This is a genomic window from Cryptosporangium minutisporangium (genome assembly GCF_039536245.1).
GTDB classification, from domain to species: Bacteria; Actinomycetota; Actinomycetes; order Mycobacteriales; family Cryptosporangiaceae; genus Cryptosporangium; species Cryptosporangium minutisporangium.
In genome coordinates, this window is the sequence record NZ_BAAAYN010000075.1 from 17,205 (window position 1) to 41,149 (window position 23,945).

Annotated in this window: 21 protein-coding genes; 10 read left to right on the plus strand and 11 right to left on the minus strand. The window is 71.8% G+C overall.

Going from position 1 to position 23,945, the window contains the following annotated elements; genetic code table 11:
* Positions 1 to 35 precede the first annotated feature (35 nt).
* Positions 36 to 1,265, minus strand: coding sequence for a formaldehyde dehydrogenase, glutathione-independent (gene fdhA / locus ABEB28_RS40195; protein WP_345733565.1), 1,230 nt, complete (start codon positions 1,263 to 1,265; stop codon positions 36 to 38).
* 230 nt (positions 1,266 to 1,495) lie between these two features.
* Between fdhA and ABEB28_RS40200 the strand changes: the two genes are divergently transcribed.
* From ABEB28_RS40200 to ABEB28_RS40220, 6 genes are all read left to right on the plus strand, one after another.
* The gene (locus tag ABEB28_RS40200; protein ID WP_345733566.1) at positions 1,496 to 3,610 is read left to right on the plus strand and encodes a vWA domain-containing protein; all 2,115 of its coding nucleotides are present in this window, start codon (positions 1,496 to 1,498) and stop codon (positions 3,608 to 3,610) included.
* A complete protein-coding gene (locus tag ABEB28_RS40205) occupies positions 3,600 to 4,916 on the plus strand; it encodes an extracellular solute-binding protein (RefSeq protein WP_345733567.1) in 1,317 nt (438 codons plus the stop codon). The genes ABEB28_RS40200 and ABEB28_RS40205 overlap by 11 nt, the downstream gene beginning before the upstream one ends.
* 223 nt (positions 4,917 to 5,139) lie before the next feature.
* Positions 5,140 to 6,561, plus strand: coding sequence for an OFA family MFS transporter (locus tag ABEB28_RS40210; protein WP_345733592.1), 1,422 nt, complete (start codon positions 5,140 to 5,142; stop codon positions 6,559 to 6,561).
* Complete coding sequence (locus tag ABEB28_RS43310) at positions 6,558 to 6,671, plus strand: MFS transporter small subunit (protein ID WP_425559058.1); 114 nt, start codon at positions 6,558 to 6,560, stop codon at positions 6,669 to 6,671. The genes ABEB28_RS40210 and ABEB28_RS43310 overlap by 4 nt, the downstream gene beginning before the upstream one ends.
* Before the next feature lie 62 nt (positions 6,672 to 6,733).
* Complete coding sequence (locus tag ABEB28_RS40215) at positions 6,734 to 7,240, plus strand: SigE family RNA polymerase sigma factor (protein ID WP_345733568.1); 507 nt, start codon at positions 6,734 to 6,736, stop codon at positions 7,238 to 7,240.
* Complete coding sequence (locus ABEB28_RS40220; RefSeq protein ID WP_345733569.1) at positions 7,237 to 8,373, plus strand: hypothetical protein; 1,137 nt, start codon at positions 7,237 to 7,239, stop codon at positions 8,371 to 8,373. Before ABEB28_RS40215 ends, ABEB28_RS40220 begins: the two co-directional genes overlap by 4 nt.
* Before the next feature lie 71 nt (positions 8,374 to 8,444).
* Here the strand turns inward: ABEB28_RS40220 and pgi are convergent, their stop codons facing one another.
* From pgi to ABEB28_RS40240, 4 genes are all read right to left on the minus strand, one after another.
* Positions 8,445 to 10,082, minus strand: a complete 1,638-nt coding sequence (gene pgi, locus ABEB28_RS40225; RefSeq protein WP_345733570.1) for a glucose-6-phosphate isomerase — start codon at positions 10,080 to 10,082, stop codon at positions 8,445 to 8,447.
* Between the two features lie 87 nt (positions 10,083 to 10,169).
* Entirely contained in the window at positions 10,170 to 11,999 is a 1,830-nt protein-coding gene (locus ABEB28_RS40230; protein WP_345733571.1) for a putative bifunctional diguanylate cyclase/phosphodiesterase, read from the minus strand.
* Positions 12,000 to 12,019: 20 nt separating this feature from the next.
* Positions 12,020 to 13,453 (minus strand): GGDEF domain-containing protein, encoded by a 1,434-nt coding sequence (locus ABEB28_RS40235; RefSeq protein ID WP_345733572.1) that lies wholly within the window; start codon positions 13,451 to 13,453, stop codon positions 12,020 to 12,022.
* Between the two features lie 60 nt (positions 13,454 to 13,513).
* The gene (locus ABEB28_RS40240) at positions 13,514 to 14,098 is read right to left on the minus strand and encodes a TetR/AcrR family transcriptional regulator (RefSeq protein ID WP_345733573.1); all 585 of its coding nucleotides are present in this window, start codon (positions 14,096 to 14,098) and stop codon (positions 13,514 to 13,516) included.
* A gap of 82 nt (positions 14,099 to 14,180) precedes the next feature.
* Between ABEB28_RS40240 and ABEB28_RS40245 the strand changes: the two genes are divergently transcribed.
* The 4 genes from ABEB28_RS40245 (at position 14,181) to ABEB28_RS40260 (ending at position 18,819) form a co-directional block, all read left to right on the plus strand.
* Positions 14,181 to 15,668: an MFS transporter gene (locus ABEB28_RS40245; RefSeq protein ID WP_345733574.1), complete on the plus strand. Its 1,488-nt coding sequence runs from the start codon at positions 14,181 to 14,183 to the stop codon at positions 15,666 to 15,668.
* A gap of 87 nt (positions 15,669 to 15,755) precedes the next feature.
* A complete protein-coding gene (locus ABEB28_RS40250; RefSeq protein WP_345733575.1) occupies positions 15,756 to 16,280 on the plus strand; it encodes a helix-turn-helix transcriptional regulator in 525 nt (174 codons plus the stop codon).
* A complete protein-coding gene (locus tag ABEB28_RS40255) occupies positions 16,277 to 17,011 on the plus strand; it encodes an ABC transporter ATP-binding protein (RefSeq protein WP_345733576.1) in 735 nt (244 codons plus the stop codon). The genes ABEB28_RS40250 and ABEB28_RS40255 overlap by 4 nt, the downstream gene beginning before the upstream one ends.
* A 5-nt stretch (positions 17,012 to 17,016) precedes the next feature.
* Complete coding sequence (locus tag ABEB28_RS40260; protein WP_345733593.1) at positions 17,017 to 18,819, plus strand: FtsX-like permease family protein; 1,803 nt, start codon at positions 17,017 to 17,019, stop codon at positions 18,817 to 18,819.
* A 45-nt stretch (positions 18,820 to 18,864) separates the two neighbouring features.
* On the opposite strand, the gene ABEB28_RS40265 is transcribed toward ABEB28_RS40260, so the two are convergent.
* From ABEB28_RS40265 to ABEB28_RS40290, 6 genes are all read right to left on the minus strand, one after another.
* Positions 18,865 to 20,010, minus strand: coding sequence for a lysylphosphatidylglycerol synthase transmembrane domain-containing protein (locus ABEB28_RS40265; RefSeq protein WP_345733577.1), 1,146 nt, complete (start codon positions 20,008 to 20,010; stop codon positions 18,865 to 18,867).
* 106 nt (positions 20,011 to 20,116) lie between these two features.
* A complete protein-coding gene (locus tag ABEB28_RS40270; protein WP_425559059.1) occupies positions 20,117 to 20,731 on the minus strand; it encodes a hypothetical protein in 615 nt (204 codons plus the stop codon).
* A 179-nt stretch (positions 20,732 to 20,910) separates the two neighbouring features.
* Positions 20,911 to 21,651, minus strand: coding sequence for a CDP-alcohol phosphatidyltransferase family protein (locus ABEB28_RS40275; RefSeq protein ID WP_345733579.1), 741 nt, complete (start codon positions 21,649 to 21,651; stop codon positions 20,911 to 20,913).
* 153 nt (positions 21,652 to 21,804) lie between these two features.
* A complete protein-coding gene (locus tag ABEB28_RS40280) occupies positions 21,805 to 22,473 on the minus strand; it encodes an HAD family hydrolase (RefSeq protein WP_345733580.1) in 669 nt (222 codons plus the stop codon).
* Positions 22,470 to 23,654: a glycosyltransferase gene (locus ABEB28_RS40285; RefSeq protein WP_345733594.1), complete on the minus strand. Its 1,185-nt coding sequence runs from the start codon at positions 23,652 to 23,654 to the stop codon at positions 22,470 to 22,472. The genes ABEB28_RS40280 and ABEB28_RS40285 overlap by 4 nt, the downstream gene beginning before the upstream one ends.
* A complete protein-coding gene (locus tag ABEB28_RS40290; protein ID WP_345733581.1) occupies positions 23,543 to 23,938 on the minus strand; it encodes a 6-pyruvoyl trahydropterin synthase family protein in 396 nt (131 codons plus the stop codon). Before ABEB28_RS40290 ends, ABEB28_RS40285 begins: the two co-directional genes overlap by 112 nt.
* Between the last annotated feature and the right edge of the window lie 7 nt (positions 23,939 to 23,945).

Consider the following 23,945-nt stretch of genomic DNA (forward strand, 5'->3'; position numbering starts at 1 on the left):
CGCGAGCGGCCGCAAACGTGCAACGCATCGGCCGATCAGCGGGCGGCCACCAGTCCGTGGGGGTCGAGGACGTATTTGCGGGCTACGCCGCTGTCGAACTCGGCGTAGCCGCGTGGTGCCTCGGACAGCGGGATCACCGTCGCGTTGACTGCGTCCGCGATGTGGGCACGGTCGGCCAGGATCGCGCCCATCAGCCTCCGGTGGTACCGCATCACCGGGCACTGACCGGTCGTGAACGTGTGCGACTTCGCCCAGCCGAGCCCGATCCGGATCGACAGCGACCCCATCTTCGCCGCGTCGTCGACCGCGCCGGGATCACCGGTCACGTACAGGCCGGGGATGCCGAGCCGCCCGGCCGCCCTGGTCACCTCCATGACCGAGTTCAGCACGGTCGCCGGCGCCTCGGCGGCGTTCGCGCCGTGCCCGCGCGCCTCGAATCCGACCGCGTCGATGGCGGCGTCCACCTCGGGCTCGCCGAGGATCTGCTCGAGCCGCTCCGGCAGCGTGCCCTGCTCGGTGAGGTCAACCGTCTCGCAACCGAAGCTGCGGGCCTGCTCCAGTCGCTCGGCGACCATGTCCCCGACGACGACCACGGCGGCGCCCAGCAACAGTGAGGAGTAGGCCGCCGCGAGCCCGACCGGGCCGGCGCCGGCCACGTAGACCGTCGAGCCGGTGGTGACCCCGGCGGTGACCGCACCGTGGTACCCGGTCGGGAAGATGTCCGACAACATCGTCAGGTCGAGGATCTTCTCCATCGCCTGGTCCTTGTCGGGGAACCGGAGCAGGTTCCAGTCCGCGTACGGAACCATCACGTACTCCGCCTGGCCGCCGACCCAGCCGCCCATGTCCACGTACCCGTACGCCGAGCCCGGTCGTTCCGGGTTGACGTTGAGGCAGACGCCGGTATGGCCTTCCTTGCACATCCGGCAGCGGCCGCACGCGATGTTGAACGGAACCGAGCACAGGTCGCCGACCTTGATGTACTCGACGTCCCGGCCGGCCTCGACGACCTCGCCGGTGATCTCGTGACCGAGCACCAGGCCGGACGGTGCAGTGGTGCGACCGCGCACCATGTGCTGGTCGGAGCCGCAGATGTTGGTCGAGACCACTTTGAGGATCACGCCGTGGTCGCATTTCCGGCCGACGTTGGCGGGGTGGACGCCGGGGCCGTCTTTCAGAACGAGCTCGGGATAGTCGATGGTTTCGACCGTTACCTTTCCCGGTCCGAGATAGGCCACGGCCTGGTTACCAGCGTTGCCAGCCACGGTGCTGACTCCCTTCCTCCGGTGTTCCGGTGGCATACCGTCGCCGATCGTGTCGACAAGGTTGCCTTCCGCGATCATGCGCCTCGTGAGGCAGGGGCGGGCCATTCCCACACGAACCCGCATCGAGTTGCCCGAACGGGCACGAGACCCCGACTTTCCACACAGGACCGCTCACGTCGGTTGACCCGGCGTCCTATCCTGGTGACCCACGGTGATCAGGGAGGACTACCGTGACGACGAACGTCTCCGGCCCGCCGCCGGCTGACGATTCGGGTGGCCCCGAATCGGTCTCCTCCGATTCGGAAAGTTCTGCATCGAACACCCCCGCCGCGGGCGCGGGGCCCTCGCGCACCGACGCACCGGGCGCCGAGTGGTACTCGTACCTCCTGGCGTTCCTGCTCGCGGCCTGCGCGATCGGTGGGCCCGCAGCGGCGACCGATCGTCCGGACTCGGCCGTGGCGTGGCTGGTGCTCATCGCTACCGCGATGCTGGGCGGCGCAGCCGCGACCGGGGCCATGCACGAGGCGCTGCGCCAACTCGCCAAGCGGCTGGAGACCGGGGTAAAGCTCCCGAAGCTGCCGCAGCCGAACGTACTGAGGCCGTGGGTGTGGCAGATCGCCCTGCCGGCGCTCGGGGTCGTGATCGCGCTCGGCGTCGCGGTCTCGATCCCGTCGGTGCGGGCCTTCGTCGACTTCCAGCTGTACGGGTGCCGGCCACCACCGACGCTGCGGGCGCTGACCACGCCGGAGAGCCTGGAGGCGACGTCGGCACTGGCCACCGCGTACGAGCGGGCGAGTGCGGCGAAGCGGAGGGGCTGCCGGGCCGCGGACCTCTACGTCTACGCGGCCGACCCGGCGGCCGTCCGGAAGACTCTGCTGTCCGGCTGGAGCCTCGGCGACATCGGCGACCTCGGCCCGCGGCCGGACGTGTGGCTACCCGACTCCACGGTGGAGCCGGCCCGCGTCCAGGCGGAGGCGGAACGAACCGGCAGCGAGTCGCCGGTGGAGAGCATGTGGCGGATGGCGACCACACCGGTAGTGCTCGGCGTGCCGGCCGAGGTAGCCGAAGCCGCCGAGGACCAGACCTCCCGGTGGGTCGACCGGACCTGGGTCGACCTGCTGGCCGCGACCGAAGACGCGAAGTTGCCGATCGTCCGGCCGGACCCGACGCGCTCCGCGACCGGGGAGATCGCGACCGAACTGATCTACCGCAGCGTGGCGAAAGCGAAGACCGACCTCGACCTCGGGACGCTGGAGGGCCAGCTCGGCCGCGATCTGGACGAGGGCAGCTATCCACTCGGGGACGCGTCCGCGTTGCTCTGCCAGCGCCGCACCGCGCTACCGACCGATGACAGCGCGGTCATCGTCACCGAGCAGCAACTCGTCCGGTACAACCAGGGCATGCCGCTCGGTGACCGCTGCCCGACCGCGGCGAAGCCCGAGGACATCCAGAAGTTGGTGGCCGCCTACCCGAGTGACACGGCCGGGCTGGACCATCCGTTCGTGCCGCTCCGCTGGCCGGACGGCACCGACCGGCAGCGAGACGCCGTGCGGGCGTGGGGCGACTGGCTCGGTACGACCGAGGGCCGGGACGCACTGGCCGACCTGGGGTTGCGTCCGGAGTCCGGTGCGGACGGCCCGGTTCCGGTCGTCGAACCGTTGGTCACGGAGTGGGGTGCCAGGTCCGACGCGGTGTTCGTCCGCAAGAGCCCGCCGATCGGGCAGGTCGAGGACGCCCGGGCGAAGTACGCCCAGGCGAGCCGACCGGCCCGGACGCTGGTGCTGCTGGACGCGTCCGGGTCGATGGACACCCTGGACAGCACGGCGCGGTGGACGCGGTTCCAAGCGGCGTCGAACGCGCTGCCGATCGCGTTCGGGCAGGTGGCACAGCAGGACGAGGTCGGGCTCTGGACGTTCTCGTCGAATCGGAAGTCGCCCGAGCTGATACTGGACATCGCCCAGCCGGCACGAGGTACCACCGCGGTCGTCAAGAAAGGGCTGAAGGACATCCGTCCGGTCGGCGGCACGCCGCTCTACCGGGCCGTTGACGACGGCCTGACCGCGCTGGACACCTCGGGCTCGGAGCAACTGACCTCGCTGATCGTGATCACCGACGGCGAAGACACCGAGGGTGGACCCCCACCGAGCAGGCTGAAGACCCAGGCGGTCGCGTCGCACATCCGCGTCTCGGTGGTCGCGCTGGGCGACGCCGACTGCGCTGGGCCGGCGCTCCACACGCTGACGGACGAGACCGGCGGTCAGTGCGTCGACGCCGATCCGCAGACTCTCGCCCGGACGTTGGTCGGCCTGTTCGACGCGGTGGGGGGTGGCACCGATGGGAACTGAACCGCCTGACGAGTCCGGCCGACCCCCGGACCCGGGACGGCCGGCCGGGTTCGTGTCCCGGCGGACCGTGGTGGTCGTGATCACGATCGCCGCGCTGCTCGTCACCACCGGCCTGGTCGTGCTGGCGCAGCGGGGAGACCGATCGTGGGAGCCGGGACAGCTGGTCATCCTCAGCGGGCGCGACGACAGCGCCGGCGCGCAGCGCAAAGAACTCATCGAGGAGTGGAACGCGCTGCACCCGTCGAACCAGGCTCGGATCGAGGAGGTGCGGTCGATCGCCGACGCCGAACGCAGCGAAATGCTCGCCCGCGCCGCCGGCGACGGCGACGACGTCGACATCCTCAACCTGGACGTGGCCTACCTTCCCGAGTTCGCCGAAGCGGACCTCCTCCGGCCGCTCTCCGAGGACGAGGTCGACCGGGACGCGTTCCTGCCCGGTCCGCTGTCCACCTGCGAGTACGGCGGCACGCTCTGGGCGCTGCCGTTCAACACCGATGCCGCGCTGCTCTACCGCCACCTCGCGTTCGCCCCGGACGCACCGTCGTCGTGGGCCGACATGGAAGCCAAGATCACCCAGCATTTGGAGCCGAACCGCGAGAAGGCGGCGGGCCCGAAAGCCGGATTCGTGACGCAGCTCAGCAATTACGAGGCGCTGACGGTCAACGCGCTGGAGGCGGTCTGGGCCGCCGGTGGGGAGATCGTCGATGACGACGGAGAGGTCCGCGTCGACTCGCGCGCGGCCGCCGAAGGGCTGCGGAATCTGGTCGACGGACTGGTCAACGAGCACATCGACGGCGAGTCCCCCAGCTACACCGAGGACGCGAGCACGGCGGCGTTCCGGGGGGAGCGGGCCCTGTTCCTCCGGAACTGGCCGCTGGCCTACCGGTCGCTGATCGGATCCGCGGGGGACCGGCCGGCCCCGTTCGACATCCGGGTGTCGCGGCTGCCGTGGCCCAGCGTCCTGGGCGGGCAGAACCTGGCGATCGCCGAGCGCAGCGAACACCCCCGGGCGGCTCGCGCGCTGATCGACTTCCTCACCAACGCGCGCAGCCAGGAGATCCTGTTCGAGCGGGGCGGCTTCGCGGCGACCAGGAAGGCCGTCTACGCCGACAGCAAGGTCCCGTACGCCGACGTGCTCCTCGACGCGGTCCAGCGGGCTCAGCTCCGGCCGCGGTCACCGCATTACGCGCTGTTCAGCGAGGTGCTGCGGGAAGCGGTCCACACGATGCTGGTGACCCACGACCGGGAACAACCGCCCGAACTGGCCCACGATCTGCGCGCGGCCCTGCGCGGCCAACGCACGTAGGCCCGGCTGCGAGGCCCGGAGACGCGGCTGCACGGCGGAGAACCGGCTGCACGGCTCGGGCCGCTCGGCGCGGGAAACCGACCGTTCGGCGCCGAACCGGGATGAGCGGCGCCCGGACGGGGCAGTGTCGCCCAGCGAAACGAACGGGTGTTGCTTCCGCCACACCCCGCCTAGCATCGGCCACTCGCAGCCGCTGACCCTCGCTGAGGAGGGCGCCTTGCCTCTGTTCTCCGCACTCGACCGTCGGCATACGGTGGCGCCCCCGGGGTTCAGCCGCTGGCTGATCCCACCGGCCGCGCTCGCCGTCCACCTCTGTATCGGGCAGGCCTACGCCACCAGCGTCTACAAGAACTCGCTGATCGCACACTTCGACGTCAGCCAGACCGCGATCGGCATCATCTTCAGCATCGCGATCGTCATGCTCGGCCTCTCCGCCGCGATCGGCGGCACCTGGGTCGAGACGAACGGGCCGCGGAAGGCGATGTTCGTCTCGGCCTGTTTCTGGAGCACCGGCTTCCTGGTCGGCGCGCTCGGCATCGCGACCGAACAGCTCTGGCTGCTCTACCTGGGTTACGGCTTCCTCGGCGGGATCGGTCTCGGCATCGGCTACATCTCGCCGGTGTCGACGCTGATCAAGTGGTTCCCGGATCGGCCCGGCCTCGCCACCGGCCTGGCGATCATGGGCTTCGGCGGTGGGGCGCTGATCGCCAGCCCGCTCTCCCGCCAGCTGCTTTCGTTCTACGACCCCGGCTACGACCCGTCGGTCGCGTCGTCGATCGCCGACGGGCGCGCGCTGGTGCTGCTCTTCGTGACGCTCGGCATCGGCTACTTCGCGATCATGATGTTCGGGGTGTTCAACGTCCGGGTGCCCCCGGAGGGCTGGCGGCCGCACGGGTTCGACCCGGCGACGGTCGCCGCGAAGCCGCTGGTGACCACCGCGAGCGTGTCGGCCGCGAACGCGATCAAGACCCGGTCGTTCTGGCTGCTGTGGATCGTGCTGTTCTGCAACGTCACGGCCGGGATCGGCATCCTGGAGCAGGCCAGCCCGATGATCCAGGACTTCTTCCGGGACGGGGACACCTCCGCGGTCGGCGTCTCCGCGGCCGCTGGGTTCGTCGGCGTCCTGTCGCTCTTCAACATGGCGGGCCGCTTCGTCTGGTCGTCCACCTCCGACGTCGTCGGGCGCCGCAACATCTACCTGATGTACCTGGGCGTCGGCATGGTTCTGTACGCGTTGCTGGCGTCGGTCGGGGACAGCGCGACCTGGCTGTTCGTGCTGCTCGCCGGCCTCATTCTCTCGTTCTACGGCGGCGGCTTCGCGACCGTGCCCGCGTACCTGCGTGACTTGTTCGGCACCTACCAGGTGGGCGCGATCCACGGCCGGTTGCTCACCGCGTGGTCGGCGGCGGGCGTCGCCGGTCCGCTGATCGTCAACGGCTTCCTGGACGCCCAGGGCGAGCCGGGTTCGCTCACGTCGTCGGCGTACCGGCCGGCGCTGTTCACGATGGTGGCCGTCCTCGCCGTCGGCTTCGTCGCCAACCTGCTGATCCGGCCGGTGCCCGAGCGGTACCACGAGGAGGAAGCCCCGCCCGAGCCGACGGCGGAGGCCCGAACCGAACCGGCGACGAAGGAGGCCACCACATGAACAAGCAAACGCAGACGATCCGCCTGGTGATCTCCTGGGCGCTGGTGACCGTGCTGCTGGGCTACGGAGTCATTCAGACCCTCATCACCGCCGCGAAACTGTTCCAGTAGGGCACGCACAGAATCGGTCTCCTCCCGCGTCTTACTGGGGACACGGGAGGAGATGCGTGCCGATGCAATCCGACGGGGAGTCGTTCGACTCCTACGTGGCCGCCGACGGCGCCGCGCTGATGAGGTTCGCGTACGCCCTGACCGGCGACCATCACCTCGCCGAGGACCTGGTGCAGGAGGGGCTGGTCAAGGCGCATCGACGCTGGCCCCGCATCGACCAGCCGAGCGCCTACGTCCGCAAGGCGGTGCTGCGGCACTACCTGTCCTGGCGGCGGAGACGGTCGTCCAGCGAGGTCCCGGCGATGGACGCCGTCGGGCGGGAACCCGCGGCGGGCGACCACGCGGACGTGCTGGCCGACCGCCACGCGCTCGGCGCGCTGCTGGCGACGCTGCCCCGGCGGCAGCACGCCGTGCTGTTCCTCCGGTTCTACGAGGACCTGGACGACGCCGCGATCGGTGAGCTGCTCGGCTGCTCACCGGTCACCGTCCGCGGCCACGCGAGTCGCGGGCTGGCCCGGTTACGTGCCTCCGCCCAGGCGAACAACGTCCACACGGGGAGGCCGTCGTGAACGATCTGGACACCGCACTCCGCACGTTCTACGCCGACCGCGCCGCGGACGCACGGTCGCCGCAGGGCCTCCTCGACGCCGTACACCGCCGCGGCCGCGAGCTCCGCCGACGCCGAATGCTCACCGGTGTGGCCGCGGTGCTCGTGCTGGTGGTGCTCGGTGGGTCCTCCGCGGTCGCGCTGGTCGGCAGGGACGACGCGCCCCAGCGGCTGCAGGTCGCGACGCCGGCAGGCAGCAGCTCCACCGCACCGCCCTGCCCGATCGACGTCGGCTGGCTCCCGGAAGGCTTCCCGAAGTCGACGGTCCGGATGCTCGGTGCGGACGCCTGGGCGCTGGACACCCGGCGGGAGCAAGGGCTGGCCGCACTGCAGGTGCAGGTCATGGCCGCGCGCCCGCAGGAGCGCGACGGACCGGGCACGCTCTCCCAGGTCGACCTGAACGGCCGGTCCGGATCCCTGTACTGGGTGCCGGCCCACCCCGCGGGCGAGCCGAAGTGGGGCAACGAGCCGCCGGAGGCCGAGGGCCCGTACGCCGAGCTGATCTTCGAGCGGAAGGCCGGCCAGTGGATCCGAATCATCGTGCAGAACTCGGCCGGTGACGTGGACCTCGGCATCACCCAGCAGGACCTGAAGCGCATCGCCACCAGCCTGGTCGACCGTCCGCGGCTGGTGGCGGACGCGATCCGTCTCGGGCTGCTGCCCGGCGACGTCGTCTGGGGTCAGGTCGCCAACGACGAACACCGGACCATGGCCGGCTTCGTCGACGCCGACGCGCCCGCCCAGCCGGTCAGCCAGCAGGAGCAGCCCAACGGGCACAACGCATCCGCGGACACCCAGGTCGACGTGACCGTCTACTCCGCGGACGCTCCGGAGATCATGTTCTTCTACCGGCCGCGGACCCGCGAGGAGGGCCTCGAGTTCCGTCGGACCCACAAGGCCCCCCCGGTCCCCGTCGACGGGTGGGTGCTGCGCAACGAGGGCCGGACGAGCCTCGCCGTACCTCTCCGCGGCAACCCGAGATTCGTCGTGGTGGTCAGCGCCAAAGACGGTTTCGTCATGCCGGTCGACGAGATGCGAAAGGTAGCCGCCAGCGTCGAACTCGGCCCCGCCGCAGCGGTCCGCCCACCACCCTGACCGCCCGAGGAGGCGTTGCACGGAAATCGTCCCTGTGAGGGACGCCTCCGAGCAACGCCTCCTCGCGGGAGTCAGCCGCGGCGGGCCGCGCGGTAGCGGCGGATGAGCGCGTTCGTGGACGCGTCGTGGCTCAGCTCCGGCTCGGTGTCGGACTCCAGCTCCGGCACGATCCGCTGCGCCAGCGCCTTACCCAGCTCGACGCCCCACTGGTCGAACGAGTTGATCTGCCAGATCGCGCCCTGCACGAACACCTTGTGCTCGTAGAGCGCCACCAGCGCGCCGAGCGTCCGCGGCGTGAGCTTCTCGACCACCAGCGTCGTCGACGGGTGGTTGCCGGGGAACGTCCGGTGCGGGACGAGCTCGGCTCCGATGCCCTCGGCGGCCACCTGCTCGGCGGTCTTGCCGAACGCCAGCGCCTCGGCCTGCGCGAGCACGTTCGCGGTCAGCAGGTCGTGCTGGTTGCCGACCTCGTGCGCGGGGTGCAGGAACGCGATGAAGTCCACCGGGATCAGCGTCGTGCCCTGGTGGATCAGCTGGTAGTAGGCGTGCTGACCGTTCGTGCCCGGCGTCCCCCAGACCACCGGCCCGGTCTCGTACCCGACCGGGCTGCCGTCCCGGCGAACCCGCTTGCCGTTGGACTCCATGTCCAGCTGCTGCAGGTAGTCGGTGAAGCGGGACAGGTAGTGCGCGTACGGCAGCACCGCGTGGCTCTGCGCGTCGAAGAACTCGCGGTACCAGATGCCGAGCACCGCCAGGATTGCCGGCAGGTTCTGCTCCAGCGGGGCCGACGCGAAGTGCTCGTCGACCGCCCGCATGCCGGCCAGCAGCTCGCGGAATCCATCCGGCCCGATCGCGACCATCAGCGAGAGCCCGATCGCGGAGTCGAACGAGTACCGGCCGCCGACCCAGTCCCAGAACCCGAACGTGTTCGCCGGGTCGATGCCGAACTTCTCGACCTCGGAGAGGTTCGTCGAGACCGCGACGAAGTGCTTGGCGACGTCCGCCTCGTCGCCGAGCTGCCCGACCAGCCAGTCGCGGGCCGCGCGGGCGTTGGTCATCGTCTCCAGCGTCGTGAACGTCTTCGAGGCGACGATGAACAGCGTCTGCTCGGCGTCCAGGCCGACGAGGTTGGCGGCGAGGTCGTCGCCGTCGACGTTGGAGACGAACCGGCAGGCGATCTCCGGGTGGGAGTACGGCTTGAGCGCCTCGTACGCCATCCGCGGGCCGAGGTCGGAGCCGCCGATGCCGATGTTGACGACCGTCCGGATCCGCCGCCCGGTGGAGCCGACCCACTCGCCTCTGCGGACCCGGTCGGAGAAGCCCGCCATCCGGTCGAGGACCTCGTGCACCTGCGGGACGACGTTCTGTCCGTCCACGGTGATCTCGGCGTCGCGCGGAGCCCGGAGTGCGGTGTGCAGTACTGCGCGGTCCTCAGTGGTGTTGATCTTCTCGCCGCGCAGCATCGCGTCCCGGTGCCCTTCGACGTCCGCGGCCCGGGCGAGCGCGAAGAGCGACTCGAGCGCCGCAGCGTCGACGCGGTGCTTGGAATAATCGGCGACCAGCCCCGCGGCCTCGACGGTCAGCCGGTCCGCGCGGTCGGCCTCGGCGGCGAACAGGTCCCGCAGGTGGGTGTCGCGGAGCCGGTCGGCGTGCTCCCGGACCGCGGCCCACTCGGGCGTCGCATCGATCTCGACCGTCTTCGGGGACATGGCCCGTCCTCCCAGTATCAGCATCGTCCGGACTACGTCAGTGCCCGTTTGAACGTATCCGACACGGGTGGCCGGGCCGTGAACGCCTCACCGAACTCCGGTGTGCTGCTCGAACGTCACCGCGGAGCGGCGGGCCTGTGCGGCCAGCGCGGCGTGGATCAGCGCGGGCGCGTCCGGTCGTCCGTGCAGCCAGCCCTGATTCTCGTCGCAGCCGTGGCGCGCCAGGACGTCGGCCTGGTAGCGGTGCTCGACGCCCTCGGCGACGGTGGTCAGTCCGAGGGCGTGCGCCAGCCCAGTGATCGCCGCGATCAGCGGTGCGCCTGCGTCGTGCGGCCCGATCGAGGCGGTGAACGACCGGTCGATCTTCAGGATGTCCGCCGGGAGGTGGTGGAGCCGGCTCAGCGACGAGTAGCCGGTGCCGAAGTCGTCGATCGCGATCCGGACACCGTCCGCGCGGAGCCGCCGCAGGGCGTCCAGTGCGACCGGCGAGTCGGCCTCCATCGTGCTCTCGGTGACCTCCAGCACCAGGCGCTGGGGCGGCAGGCCGGTCCGGATCAGCACGTCGACGACCTGCTGGTAGTAGTCCGGCTGGTGCAGCTCGCGGCCGGAGACGTTCACCGTGACCTTCGCCGGAACGTTGCGTGGCCAGGTCGCCGCCTCCCGGCACGCGGTCTCCAGTACCCAGTGGTCCAGTGTGCTGATGAACCCGGTGCTCTCCGCGAGCGGAATGAACTCCACCGGTGAGACCGGCCCGCTGCCGGGCCGATTCCAGCGCAACAGCGCCTCCGCGCCGGTGACCGCGCCGGTGACGCTCTGGACGATCGGCTGGTAAGCGACCGTGAACTCACCGTTGGCCAGCGCAGAGCTCAGCATCAGCCAGCTCTCGCCGCTGGCGTCCCCGCTGCTGAACGTGCGGCCTCCGCCGCTGCACTTGGCTTCGTACAGCGCGATCTCGGCGCGGCTGCCCAGCAGCGACGGGGTGTCGCCGACCTGCCACGCCGCGACGCCTGCGGAGAACTCCGGCTGCGTCTCCCGGAACGCCTCCAACTGGGCGGTGAGTTCGCTGCAGGTCGTGCCGGGGCAGAGGAGCGCGAAGTCGTCCGAGCCGTGCCGGGCCATCACCGCGCCCGGACCGGCCTGCACCACCCAGTCGCGCGCGAACGTCCGCAGCCAGCGGTCACCCTCCGGCCGTCCCTGCCGCTCGTTGACCCGGGTGAACCCGTCGAGGTCGACGACCGCGACACTGAGCGGGCCGCCGGTGCGTTCCGCGTCGGTCAGCGCTTCCTGCAGCAGGTGGTCGAACCCGCGCCGGTTGGGGAGGCCGGTGAGCCCGTCGACGTCCGCCTCGGCGGCCGCCCGCACCAGCGAGCCGGTGATGAGGGCGATCAGGAGGTTCAGCCCGATCAGCACGACGACGACGCCCCAGGGCAGCGTGTCCCAGCCGAGCTTGGCCACAACGATCAGGCCCACGATGAGAGCCTCGGCGACGAGGCCGGCGGCCCAGTCGAAGAAGAAGAACGCGTACATCGAGACCGCGACCAGCAACGAGGCGATGGCGATCGCCTCGGGGTGGCCGCGCTGGAGCCAGACCTCGAACCCGATCAGCCCGATCGAGAGCAGGACGAGCCCGAAGAACGCGGAGCGCGGGAGCCGGCTGCCGAACAGTCCGACGCCGACCCCGGCGATCACCGCGCCCAGCGACACGACCGCGATCACCCGGAGCGTGGTGTCGTGCCGGATCTCGTCGACCGGCGAGACCAGCGCGACGAGGAAGCCGAGCACACCGCCGGTGACGTAACAGGCCGCGGCGGTGCGGGCCATCGCCGGGCCGGTCGCGATCACCGAGGAGCGGACGCCCTGCCGCGATCGGAAGGGGGTCCGGCGGTCAGCTCCGGCTCGGGACGGATCGGTCGCCATCGCCTCGCTCCTCTCCGTCGTCACTGCCGGGCCGCCGCCGGAACCGGAGGCGCGACGACCACCGGCGTCGAGCCGGGCGCCGCCGCGTGCAGGTTCACGGTGGAGGTCACCCGGTTCCGGCCGGCCTCCTTGGACGCGTAGAGCAGCCGGTCGGCGAGCCGCACGAGCTCGTCGCCGGAGTCCGCGTCCTCCGGCATCGTGGCCACCCCGATCGAGACGGTCACCGGCGCGGACCTCGTCGGGCTCACCGGCATCGGGGTGTCGCTCAGCGCGGATCGGACGCGCTCGGCGACCTCCCGGGCGATCGGCGGCACGGTGTTCGGGACCAGCACCGCGAACTCCTCGCCGCCGTAGCGGGCGATCAGTTCGCCGTCGCGCAGCGTCGCCTGGAGCCGGCGGGCGACCTCGCACAGCACGCGGTCGCCGCCGTGGTGTCCGTAGGTGTCGTTGACGGACTTGAAGTGGTCGATGTCGAGCAGCAGGACGGCGACACCGGCGCCGCGCAGCGCCCGCTCCGCCTCCACCGCCAGGCTGTGCTCGAAGTAGCGGCGGGTGTGCAGGCCGGTCAGCCCGTCGGTGATCGCGACCTCGCGCTGGGCGGCCACCAGCCCTACCATCCGCGCCAGCACCAACAGGTAGAGCACCCCGCAGGTCGCGCAGACCAGCGGCACGTAGAGCGGCGCGTCGCGGTGGTACTGGACGAGCAGCGTCGCCGGGGCGAGCAGCGACGCGATCGTGAGCAGCAGGAGGCGTCGGCGGCCCGCGTCCGGGCCCGCGGTCGGCGACCGTTCCTCGACCTGGCGCATGCTCGGATGCAGGCCCGCGACGCCGAGCGCGACGCTGGCGCACGTCACCAGCACCTCCGCCCAGGCCCAGCCGAGCGCAGGCCGTCCGGACAGCGTGGCGACGCTGAGCCCGGTGTCGGCCATCGTGAAGAGCACGAGGTAAGCGGCGAGCACTCTCAAGGCGGGCGGACGGAGTCCGGCACCGAGCATCAGCCGGGCTCCGAGCGCGAGCAACAGCAGGTCACCGAGCGGGAACGCGACGGCCGCGGTCCGCTCCGCGAGGCCGAGTTCCGCCCCGGACATGAGCGGATCGATCAGGTAGATCCAGGAGAGCAGCGAGGCCGAGACCGTCACGATCGCGGCGTCGATCAGGCCGGCGATGTCCCACGAGGGCGTGCGCCGCCGGACCAGCAGCAGGAGGCCGAGCGCGGTCAGGGGGTACTGGGCCACATAGATCAGCGTCAGCGGGCTGGGGTACGGCGGTTTCTCCATGCCGACCAGCGGCGCCAGGTAGGTCGGGACGTTCCCGCAGAAGAGCGCGAGGTGGCCCGCGCCGAGCAGAACCCACGCCACGTGAGCCGATGGGCGGTGGCGACGCACGCCGACCAGGACGGCGAGGCCCCCGGCCAGCTGCACCAGCAGGTAGACCGTGGCCCAGAGGACATCCACCTTCTCCACCCTTCCCGGCGGGGGGAGCGGTCAGGGTGCAGTTAAGGTGCAAAACGGTTGTTACGGGATGAGCGGCCCCGTCTCCCGGGTCAAGGCGAGTAGCCACTCGCGGGTCTCCGCCAGCTCGCCCGGCTCCAGATGCCCCTCGTAGAGCGACGCCGTCGCCGTGCCGTCCGCGGCCCGGATGACCAGCGTGCTGCGCTGGGGGTGCAGGCCGTCGGCGGCGAAGGCGGCCTTCCACCGCCGACCGTCCTCCTGCGCGCGGGCGAAGACCTGCGGCAAGTGGCCCAGCGCGGCCATCAACGTCGCGTGCTCGCGGGTGTTTTCGGCGCTGTCGGCGAGCTCCAGGTCGGCGAAGATCGCCCGGACGTACGCGCGAGCCAGGCGCCCTGGCCGGTCGTCGGCTGGGTCCAGGTGGGCGTCGACGGCGGCGGCGAACTGGTCGAGCAGATCGTCGACCAGCCCGGTGAAGAGCGCGTCTTTCGACGGGAAGTGGTGCAGCAACCCGCCCTTGGAGACGCCGGCCTCCCGTGCGACGACCTCGAGGCTGACCGCGGCGCCGTGGGCGAGGACGGCGCGAGCCGCGGCGTCCAGCAGCGTCCGGCGGGTTCGGGCTGCGTCGCGGGTGGGTCCGGCTGCCGCCATCGGGCTCCTTGTGATCGGGAAAACGTCGAACGCTGAGAATACCGGTGGGCTAACCGACCGTCTGGACGGTACGTTAAGCGCTATGACAACGACGCTGACACCGAAGTCGGAGCCGTTAGCCGGCCGCCGCGAGTGGGCCGCGCTGGCGGTGGTGACGCTTGCCGTGGTGGTCCTCGCGATCGACGCCACGGTGCTCTCGCTCGCGGTGCCCGCGCTCACCGCCGACCTCGCGCCCTCGGCGACGGCGTTGTTGTGGATCGGCGACGCGTACTCGTTCGCGCTGGCCGGGTTGCTGGTCACGATGGGCACGCTCGCCGACCGGATCGGCCGGAAGCGGCTGCTGCTGATCGGGGCGACCGGCTTCGCGCTCGCGTCGCTGCTCGCCGCGTTCGCGCCCGCTGCGGGGTGGCTGATCGCGGCCCGCGTCCTGCTCGGTGTCGCGGGTGCCACCCTCATGCCCTCGACGCTGTCGATCATCCGCACGCTCTTCGCGGACGCCCGGCAGCGCACCACCGCGATCGCGATCTGGTCGGCGGCGGCGGGCGGCGGTGCGGCGCTCGGACCGCTCGTCGGCGGTGTCCTGCTGGACCACTTCTGGTGGGGCTCGGTCTTCCTGATCAACGTCCCGGTGATGGTGCTGCTGGTCGGGTTCGGTGCGGTGCTGCTCCCCGAGTCGCGCGACCCGCGCCCGGGACCGTTCGACCTGCTCGGCGCCGGACTGTCGGTGGCGGCGATCGTGGCGCTGGTCTACGCGGTCAAGCACCTGGTGGCCGAAGGGGCGGACGGGGCATCGCTGCTGACCGCCGCCCTGGGCGTCGCCGCCGGAGTGGCGTTCGTGCGGCGTCAGCGCCGGGCGGCGTCCCCGCTCATCGACGTGCGGCTGTTCGCGCGTCCGGCGTTCGCGGGCGCGGTCGGGGCGAGTCTGCTGGCCGTGTTCGCGTTCAGCGGCCTGCTGTTCTTCTTCTCCCAGTACTTGCAGCTCGTCCGCGGGGACAGCCCCTCGATGGCGGGCGCCCGGGAGCTGCCGGCCACCGTGGCGTCGATCGCGGTCGTCGCGGTCGCCGGATGGCTGGTCGCCCGGTGGGGCCGCGGGCGGGTGATCGGCGGTGGGCTCCTGCTGGCCAGCGTCGGCTTCGGAGGGCTGGCGTTCGCGGAAGGGCTCGCGCAGTACCGGTGGCTCGCGCTGGCGCTGGTGCTGGTCGGTCTCGGCGTCGGGCTCGCGTTCACGCTCACCACCGACGCGGTGCTGGCGTCGGTGCCGGCCGACCGGTCGGGGTCGGCGTCGGCGGTGTCCGAAACCGCGTACGAGCTGGGCGTGGCGCTCGGGATCGCGGTGCTCGGCAGCGTCCAGACCGTGCTGTACCGGCGCGCGTTGCCGGCCGACGCGGGCGACGCGGCTCGGGAGTCGCTGGCCTCGGCCGCCGCGTCGAGCGAACCGATGGACGCGGCCCGGGAGGCGTTCGTCGAGGCGATGCAGGCGACGTCGGTGATCGCGGCGATCCTGCTGGCGTTCGCGGCCGTAGTGGCCTGGCGGGTCATCCCGTCCCATCGCACTCCGGTAGCCCACTGAGCCGACCGTTCCGTTGACCGCCTCCTGAGCAAGTGCTATGCATGCACTGTATGCATACGCGCTATGTATCGTTCGCCAGGAGGTCGTGTGCGCGAAGAACTGCTGGGCTTGCTGGCGAAGGAGCCCACCCACGGTTACGAGCTGAAACAGGCCGTGGAGACGGAGTTCGGTGAGCTGTGGCCCGCCGTGAACATCGGCCAGATCTACTCGACGCTGGGCCGGCTGGAGGCCGCGGGATTAGTGCGCTCGACGGCGGTCAGCCAGGACAGCCGCCCGGCGAAGAAGGTGTTCGAGCTGACCGCCGCGGGCCGCGAGGAGCTGCAGCAGTGGGTCGACGACGTGGTCCCCGTCGCGCGTGTCCGCGACCGATTCTTCGTCAAGCTCGTGCTGGCCGCACGGTTCCGCCTCGCCGATCCGATCACGCTGATCGACCGCCAGCGCCGGGCGTACCTGCGCCGGTTGCGCCAGCTCAACGAACTGGCCGAGCAAGCCCGTGGGCTGGCGGCGCGGTTGGCGGTCGAGGGTGCGGTGCTGCACCTGCAGGCCGACCTGACGTGGTTGGAGCGATGCGAAGAAGCGCTGTCACCCGGACCGACCGGAGGAAAACGATGACCACGCTGGTACAGACGTCCGGACTGGAGCGCTCGTACGGCGCCGGCGAGTCGCTGGTGCGTGCCGTCGATGGGATCGATCTGGCCGTGGGCGAGGGCGAGTTCGTCAGCGTCATGGGGCCCAGCGGCTGTGGCAAGTCGACGCTGCTGTACCTGCTGGCCGGGCTGCTGCCACCCAGCCGTGGCCAGATCACCCTCGGCGGCCAGCGGGTGGAGCGCCTGTCCCGCTCCGCCTGGGCGCGGCTCCGTCGGCGGCGCATCGGCTTCGTGTTCCAGAGCTACAACCTGGTCGACAACCTCACCGTGCTGGAGAACCTGCAGCTGCCGGGCATGCTCGGCGGCAGATCCGGCCGCGCGGCGCGGCGGCGTGCGCTGACGCTGCTCGACGAGCTCGGGGTGGCCGACAAGGCGCGAGCCACTCCCGGGGTGCTCTCCGGTGGCCAGCGGCAACGCGTCGCGGTGGCCAGGGCGTTGATGAACGAACCGGAGCTCCTCCTCGCCGACGAGCCGACCGGCAATCTGGACAGCGCCGCGACCACCGAGGTGCTCGGGTTACTGAGGCAGTCCCACCGGGACGGCCAGGCGATCGTGCTGGTCACTCACGACCCCCGGGTCGCCACCGCCGCGCAACGGCTGGTCACGATGCGGGACGGTCAGGTCGTCGACGAGACGATGCTCACCGCGGGCACCGGCCAGAAGCTGCACCTCTCCGACGTCGTGGACAACTCGTGAAAGAGATGTACTTACGGTTGGCACTGGCCCGGCTGCGCACGCGCCGGCTCCAGTTCGGCATGCTGTTCCTGGTCACCGTGCTGGGCTGCGCGCTCGCGCTGAGCGCGCTGGCACTGCGGAGTGCGGCGAGCGGCCCCTGGGAGCAGCTCTTCGCCGAGACCAACGGCGCACACGTCACGGTCGAGGCCACCTCGTCCGACGCGGTGACCGACGCCGCCCGGCGGCCCGAGGTCGCTGCCGGAACCGCGGTGACCGCGCGCCACCTCGCCGCGGTCGAGGTCGACGGGCGCGCACTGGGGATCGAACTGGTCCGCGCGCCACAGCGCGAGCGGATGAGCGTCGACCGGCCCGCCGTCCGGGATGGACGCTGGCTGGCCCGCGACGACGAGGCCGTGCTCGAGATGACGATGGCCGACACCCTCGGGGTGCGGGTGGGCGACCGGATCCGGGTCGGCGGGCGGGAACCGGTCACGCTGACCGTGGTCGGGACCGCGTCCACCGCGGGCCGAGGGGGGAACTACCCCGCGGTGAAGCCCGGGGTCGCCTGGGTCGGCGGGGCGACGTTCGACGGGCTGGAGCTGGCCCGGGACGGCGTGCCGATCCAGTTCACGATCGGCCTGCGCCTGCACGACCCGGACGGTGCGGACGCGCTGGCCGCCGCTCTCGAGGCCGACTCCCAATGGCCCGAGCGGAAGGCGTGGACCGCCGACACGGACAAGTTCGAGGCCACGATCGCCGCCGAGATCATGCGGGTGATCGTGCTCGGCTTCACCGTGCTGCTGCTCCTCGCGGCCGTGCTGCTGGTGTTCATCCTGCTCGGCTCCCGGGTGGCCGGCGAATCCCGGCAGGCTGCCCTGCTGCAGATCATCGGCGTCACACCGAGGCAGCTGTCGCTGGTGCTCGCGGTCGAGCACGGCATCATCGCGCTGGCCGGAGCCACGGTCGGTACGTTCGTCGCCCTGGCGGTCGCGCCGCTACTGGCCCGGACGGCCGCCTCCGGGCTGGGCACCGTGCCACCGACCCTCTCGCCGACGCAGATCGCGATCGTCGGCGGCGTCGCCGTGGTGGCCGCGGCGCTCGCCGGCGCGCTCGCGGCGATCCGGCTGGGGCGGGTGGGTCTCGCCGCCGTCGCCCGCGGAGCCACGGCGTCGCGGCGTTCCCGGCTGTCCGGCCTCGCGGCGACGCTGTCGCTGCCGGCCTGGTTCGTGCTGGGCGTCAAGGACGCGTTCACCCGGCGCGGCCGTGCGGTCCTGATCGTGCTGAGCCTCGCGCTCGCCCTGCTGACCACCGTGGTCGTCCTCACCGCGGGATCGAGCATCAACGCGGCGCAGGTCGTCGATACCGCGGTGACCAGGGACGGCACGCTGGCGACGCCGCCGGCCGAACTGCCTGCCATGCCGCCGGGTGCGGTGGCGTCGGCCGGCGTACTCGACCTGTTCCGCGTCCTGCAGGTGCTGCTGAGCTTCGTTGCGCTGGCCAACCTGCTCGCCGCCGCGCTGATGTCCGCGCGGGAGCGGGCCCGTGAGTTGGGAGTGCTGGAGGCGACGGGGTTCTCCTCCCGGCATCTGCTGGCCGCGGCCGCCACCAGCCACGGGCTACTGGCCGTGCCCGCCGCCGTCATCGGCCTTCCACTCGGGTTCGTGATGGTGGCCGGGATAACGGCGGACGTCGGTGGCACGGTCTACCCCGGCCCTGGACAGATAGCCCTGGTCGTGCTGGGCGGCGTGGCGGTCGCCGGACTCGTCGCCGCGCTGCCCGTGCTCGCCCAGCAGCGGCGGCCGCTGGCCCACGCGCTCCTCGTCGAGTAGCGGGCCGGGTCTGCGGCCGTCTGCGGCCGGTCTGCGCGGCAGCCGTCAGGCGGCGGCGCGGGCCGGTTCGCGGGCCCCGAGGTGCTCGGTGAGGTCGCGGGCCGCTTCCCGCCGGGCCCGCTCGGCGAGCGCGGCGACGTCGAGGAGCGCGAGCCGTCCGGCGGCGACCGGGTCGAGGTGCGGATCCGACGCGTGCCGGTCGTCGCCCTCGACCTCGGCCGAGGCCGCGCCGACCGCCGCCGGCGCCTCACCGGACGCGGGCGACGTCGTGCGGGTGGACGTCCGGCGGCGGGCGAGCAGGCGGGCGGCGAGCACGACGACGCCGGGCAGCGCCGCGACCAGCGCGAACAAGCCGTAGACGACCGCGATCGTCAGCCCTTCGCCGGCACCGAGTCCCATCGCGCCGAACGCCCAGGCGCAGAAGCCTTCCCGCGGCCCCCAACCGCCGACGCTCAGCGGCAGCACCATGGCCAGAAGCGCCAGCACCATCAGCGGCAGCAGCCGGGAGACCGGCGCGGTCGATCCGGCGGCCCGCGCCGCGAGCAGGAACGTCGCCAGGTGGGACGCGACCACGATCACCGATGAGAACCCGACCCAGATCCAGTTCCGCCGGGCCAGCAGCCCTTGCCGCACGTCGGTGCCGATCGCCGCGGCCTTGCGGCGCAGACCCGGACGGAGTCCGACGGCGACGACGAGCGCTGCCACCACCGCGAACACCACGACCAGCGCCGAACCCGGCACCCGCGCCCAGACGAAGAGCAGCAACGCGGGGTGGGCGAGCAGCACGATGGCGCCAACAGCGAACATCACCACCTGGCCGGCGAACCGCTCCAGCACCACGGCGCGGACCCCGCGTCCGACGTCGCCGTGCTCCCGCCCGTTGCTCACCGCACGGTGGACGTCGCCGAGCAGGCCGCCCGGCAACGTCGCGTTGAGGAAGAGCGCCTGGTAGTAGTCCGCGATCGCGGAGCGCAGCGGCAGGCGGATCCCGAGCCCTCGCGCGGCGAGGCACCAGCGCCAGGCGCTGGCCACGGTCGCCAGCAAGCCGATGCCGAGCGCCGCGAGCAGCATCCACACGTTGATCACGCGCAGACCGTCCAGGAAGGCACTGGAGCCCAGCCGCCAGAGCAGCACACCGAGGATGGCGACTCCGCCGAAGGTCCGGACCCACGCCCAGGTTCGTTGCTTCATGACGTTGCCTCGGTGGATCGGGCCGCCCCCGGAGGAAGGGCGAGCAGGTCGCTGTGGTGAACGGTGACGCGCAGGTCGCCCGCGGCCAGGGCGTCCAGGCGCCGGGTCAGGTAGTCGTCGGCGACCGAGCCGGCGGTGTCGGGACGCCGGGCCGCGGCGGGNCGGCGGCCGGCACCCAGCCGCGCAGCCACTCGGCGGTCAGCGCGGCGCGGCCGGGGCCGGCGACCGAGTCGGAGCCGAGCTGCCAGACGCTCGCGCGCTGCTCGACCGACGCGCCGCGCCGGGTGAACGCGTCCGCGGCGGCCGAGGCGGCGTCCACGCCGAGCAGCTGCCTGCCCTCGACGTGCGATCGCAGGTGGTCGGTGAAACCGTCGGAGAGGACGGCGTCCAGCGGGTCGGCGGGGGAGAAGTCCACTCCGCCGGTGACCGAGAGCGTGAGCAGCGTGGGGCAGGCGGCCTCCACGCAGGCGGCGGCGAGGCGCTCGATCTCGTCCCGGCTGAGCAGGTCGAGCAGGGCCGAGGCGGTGACCAGCGACGTGGAGAGCAGATCGCCGGCTTTGAGCTCGGTGAGGTCGGCGTGCCGGGTCATCACGGTGACCGGCGACCCGTCCGCAGCGGTGGTCGCCGCGTGGGTCACCGCGTAGTCGAGCAGGTCGGCGTCGTGGTCCTGCAGGATCCAGCGCTGCGGGCCGGGTAGCAGCGGCGCGAGCCAGCGCTGCATCGAGCCGGTGCCGCACCCGAGGTCCCGGATCAAGAACGGGGCGGACGCCCGGGTAGCGAGGTAGCGACGCAACGGACCGAGGAGGTCGGTGGCACGGGCGTCGGCGTCGGCGGGCTCGCGCAGCTCCAGCCAGGTCGGCGCATAGCGCGGTGCGTCAGTCAGGGTCACCCGGTCTCCGTTCACTGGCCTACCCCGACGAACGGTTCCGGGGCCGGAACGGTTCGAACCTCAGCGGCCTCACCGGTCACGGTAGCGCGCTGCCGGGCGTCGAGCTGGTGCAGGTAGCGCATGTCCCGCCCGAACGACCAGGTGAGCACCGCGAGCGCCAGACCGACCACCGCGGTGAGCGCGGGCGTCGGAACGACGCCGGTCGCCGCGACGATCAGCACGATTCCCTGCAGCGCGGCGACGGCGCTCCGCGACTGCCGCCGCGGCAGGTCGCCGCGCAGCCAGGGGAGGAGCCAGCCGGCCACCACGAACGCGTAGCGGTAGGCGCCGATCGCGACGACCCAGGGGCCGAGCGAACCCGCCACGTACACGCTGAGCACCAGGACGAGGATCGAGTCGACCTCGCCGTCGAAGCGGGCGCCCAGCCGGGTGGTCGTTCCGGTGCGGCGCGCCACCTGACCGTCCACGCCGTCCATCAGCCACGCCACCACGGCGAGCGTGACCAGCAGTGCCACCGGCGTGGAGCGGCCGGCGAGGGAGTCGGCCACCAGCGCGGCGACGCCGCCGACCAGCGTGGCCCTGGCGAGCGTCACCGCGTTGGCGGGTCCGAGGGACGTCGCGCCCGACCGGAGGAGCGCCCCGGTCAGCAGCGCCCAGGTGAACAGCGCGAAGGTCGAGCCGGCCAGCCACCCGGAGGCGCCGAGCCCGACACTCGCGGCCAGACCACCGAGCACCGCGGTCTGCAGCAGCACCCCGATGGCTGGACCGCAGAGCGGACTCGCTGTGCTGACTCGAACATCTACCGTCACTGATCCACCCGTTCCGGCCAGGCGCGACCTTGTGCCACGCGCCGGGAAACACGGGGGAACGGAGAGGAAGGTTCACCCCGCTACTGGCGAACTCAGTCAGACAAGCGACAAAACGTGCCCGAGTCCGCGTGGTCCCGTCGCGGCGGGCCTGGGCAGCAGGAAGACGTGCATCCCGACGGCGATCGCGCCGGAGTCGGTCAGCGGGTTGTCGCCGACGAACAGCGTCCGGTTCGGGTCGATGTCGAGTTGGTCGCACGCGGCCAGGAAGACCGGGACCGCCGGCTTGCACATGCCGTGCTGGAACGACATGACGACGGCGTCCACATAAGCCATGATGCCGAGCTGCTCCAGCGCGGGCCGCAGGTCGAAGCCGGTGTCGCTGACGATTCCGATCCGGACGCCGCGGTCGCGGAGCGTGCGGAGCGTCGGCACGGTGTCCGGGAACGCCTCCCAGGAGTCGGCGGCCACCGTCAGCGCGTACAGCTCCTCGCTCAGGCCGGGCGCGAGCTGTTCACACCCGGCCGTCGTGTAGAGAGCGGTCCACACGTCGTGGTGGAGATCGGTGGAGAGGTCGCGCCCCTTCGCCATTTCCTCGGCGGTGCTACTCCGATCGAGGACACGCTTCCAGACGTCGGCCACCTCACCCGGGTCGAGCGGATCGACGCCCAGATTCGCCGCCGCTCGGTGCAGCAGGGTCTCCCCGCTTCCGGCCAGGCGGATCAGGGTGTCCCCGGCGTCGAACAGAACTGCCTCGAACTCGCTCACGTCCGCGTCTCCTCCACTACGGCCCGTATCTCAGTGAATAGCACGCGAGCGGTGTCGTCCCAGTTCGGAAAGGATTCCGATCGGGTACTCGCGGCGGCGGCCATCCGCTCCCGGGCGGCGTCGTCGAAGGCGAGGGTGCGTAACGCCTCGGCGAGCGCTTCCCGGTCACCGGGTGGGACGGCGAAACCCTCGACTCCGTCGCGGGCCAGGTGGGGAAGGTTGCCGGCGTTCCAGCCCACGACCGGCAGGCCGGCCGCCATCGCCTCGCCGTAGACGGTCCCGTACGGCTCGCGCACGCTGGCCAGCGCGAACACGTCCGCCGCCCGGTAGAAGCCGACGACCTCGGCCGGCGTCTTCAGGCCGTGCACCACGACCCGCCCGTCGAGGTCGGGTTCTTTCAGGCGGACGCGGACCCGGGCGGCGTAGTCCGGATCGACGTCCGGATCACCGACCAGGTGCAGCGTGACCGCGTCCGGCGGCAGCACCGCCACCGCCTCCAGCAGGTCGAGCAGGCCCTTGCGCTCCACCCAGTTGCCCACCGAGAGCACCGCCGCTCTCCGGCCCCGGCGCAGATCGCCGTCGGGCGGGACCGGATCGTCGGCCGGGTTGCGACCGGGCGGGACGACCCGCAGCAGGTCGGCCGGCATCCCGGAGCGGCGCAGCGTCTCGGCGAGATCGTCGCTGGCGATCAGCAATCGGGACGCGAAGCGGTAGGCGCGCTGGTCGAGGAGCTTCTGGGCGTACCGGCGCAGCCCGTCGTAATCGATGCCACCGGGCGGCTGGTGGAGCATGCCGACGAGCGGCGGCAAGTTCTTGCGGGGCAGCCACGGGCCGACGAACGCGGCGGCGATGCTGTCCAGCAGGATCGCGTCCGGACGTTTCTCGGTGAGTTCTCGGAGCAGCCGTGGGCCGGCCGCCACCGGGAGCGGGAACGGCCAGGTCGGAACCGAGACGAAGTCGAGTCGCGCGTCGTTGGCTGCGGCCCGGTCGGCGACGCGCCGGTGGTAGAGGTACCCACCGGTCATCGTCGCCGGGTCGCCGAGCGTCAGCAGCGCGACGGAGAGCGGGCTCAGGCGAGCACGCCCGAGTAGCCGCCGAACTCGGTGGCGTTCTCGTAGACGCGCACCGAGAGCGTGGAGCCCGCGGAGCCGATCGCCGCGCCGATCTTTCCGTGCACCCAGTGTGCGAACGCCTCGACGGTGACGCCAGCGCTATCGGACCCTGTGGCGCCGATCTCCTTACCGACGATCTCGTCCAGGTCGGCGTTGTCCAGTCGTTTGGTCAGGTCTTCCAGCGCGCCGACGAGGACGTCGAGGTCGACGACCATGCCCTTCTCGTCGAGCTGCTCGCGGGAGACGACCAGCGATAACCGGTAGTCGTGCGAGTGCCGTTCGCCCTCCGGTGGGGGCATGTCGGGCATGACATGGAATGCGCGAACCTCGCGCTCGGTGCCTGTTTCGTACATTGCTTAT

Bases quoted from the DNA above. Each gene is read 5' to 3' on its own strand.
- ABEB28_RS40240 (WP_345733573.1), bottom strand. From the start codon at position 14,098: ATGGCGGCAGCCGGACCCACCCGCGACGCAGCCCGAACCCGCCGGACG.
- ABEB28_RS40255 (WP_345733576.1), top strand. From the start codon at position 16,277: ATGACCACGCTGGTACAGACGTCCGGACTGGAGCGCTCGTACGGCGCC.
- pgi (WP_345733570.1), bottom strand. From the start codon at position 10,082: ATGTCCCCGAAGACGGTCGAGATCGATGCGACGCCCGAGTGGGCCGCG.
- ABEB28_RS40260 (WP_345733593.1), top strand. From the start codon at position 17,017: ATGTACTTACGGTTGGCACTGGCCCGGCTGCGCACGCGCCGGCTCCAG.
- ABEB28_RS40265 (WP_345733577.1), bottom strand. From the start codon at position 20,010: ATGAAGCAACGAACCTGGGCGTGGGTCCGGACCTTCGGCGGAGTCGCC.
- ABEB28_RS43310 (WP_425559058.1), top strand. From the start codon at position 6,558: ATGAACAAGCAAACGCAGACGATCCGCCTGGTGATCTCCTGGGCGCTG.
- ABEB28_RS40290 (WP_345733581.1), bottom strand. From the start codon at position 23,938: ATGTACGAAACAGGCACCGAGCGCGAGGTTCGCGCATTCCATGTCATG.
- ABEB28_RS40205 (WP_345733567.1), top strand. From the start codon at position 3,600: ATGGGAACTGAACCGCCTGACGAGTCCGGCCGACCCCCGGACCCGGGA.
- ABEB28_RS40245 (WP_345733574.1), top strand. From the start codon at position 14,181: ATGACAACGACGCTGACACCGAAGTCGGAGCCGTTAGCCGGCCGCCGC.
- ABEB28_RS40230 (WP_345733571.1), bottom strand. From the start codon at position 11,999: ATGGCGACCGATCCGTCCCGAGCCGGAGCTGACCGCCGGACCCCCTTC.
- ABEB28_RS40215 (WP_345733568.1), top strand. From the start codon at position 6,734: ATGCAATCCGACGGGGAGTCGTTCGACTCCTACGTGGCCGCCGACGGC.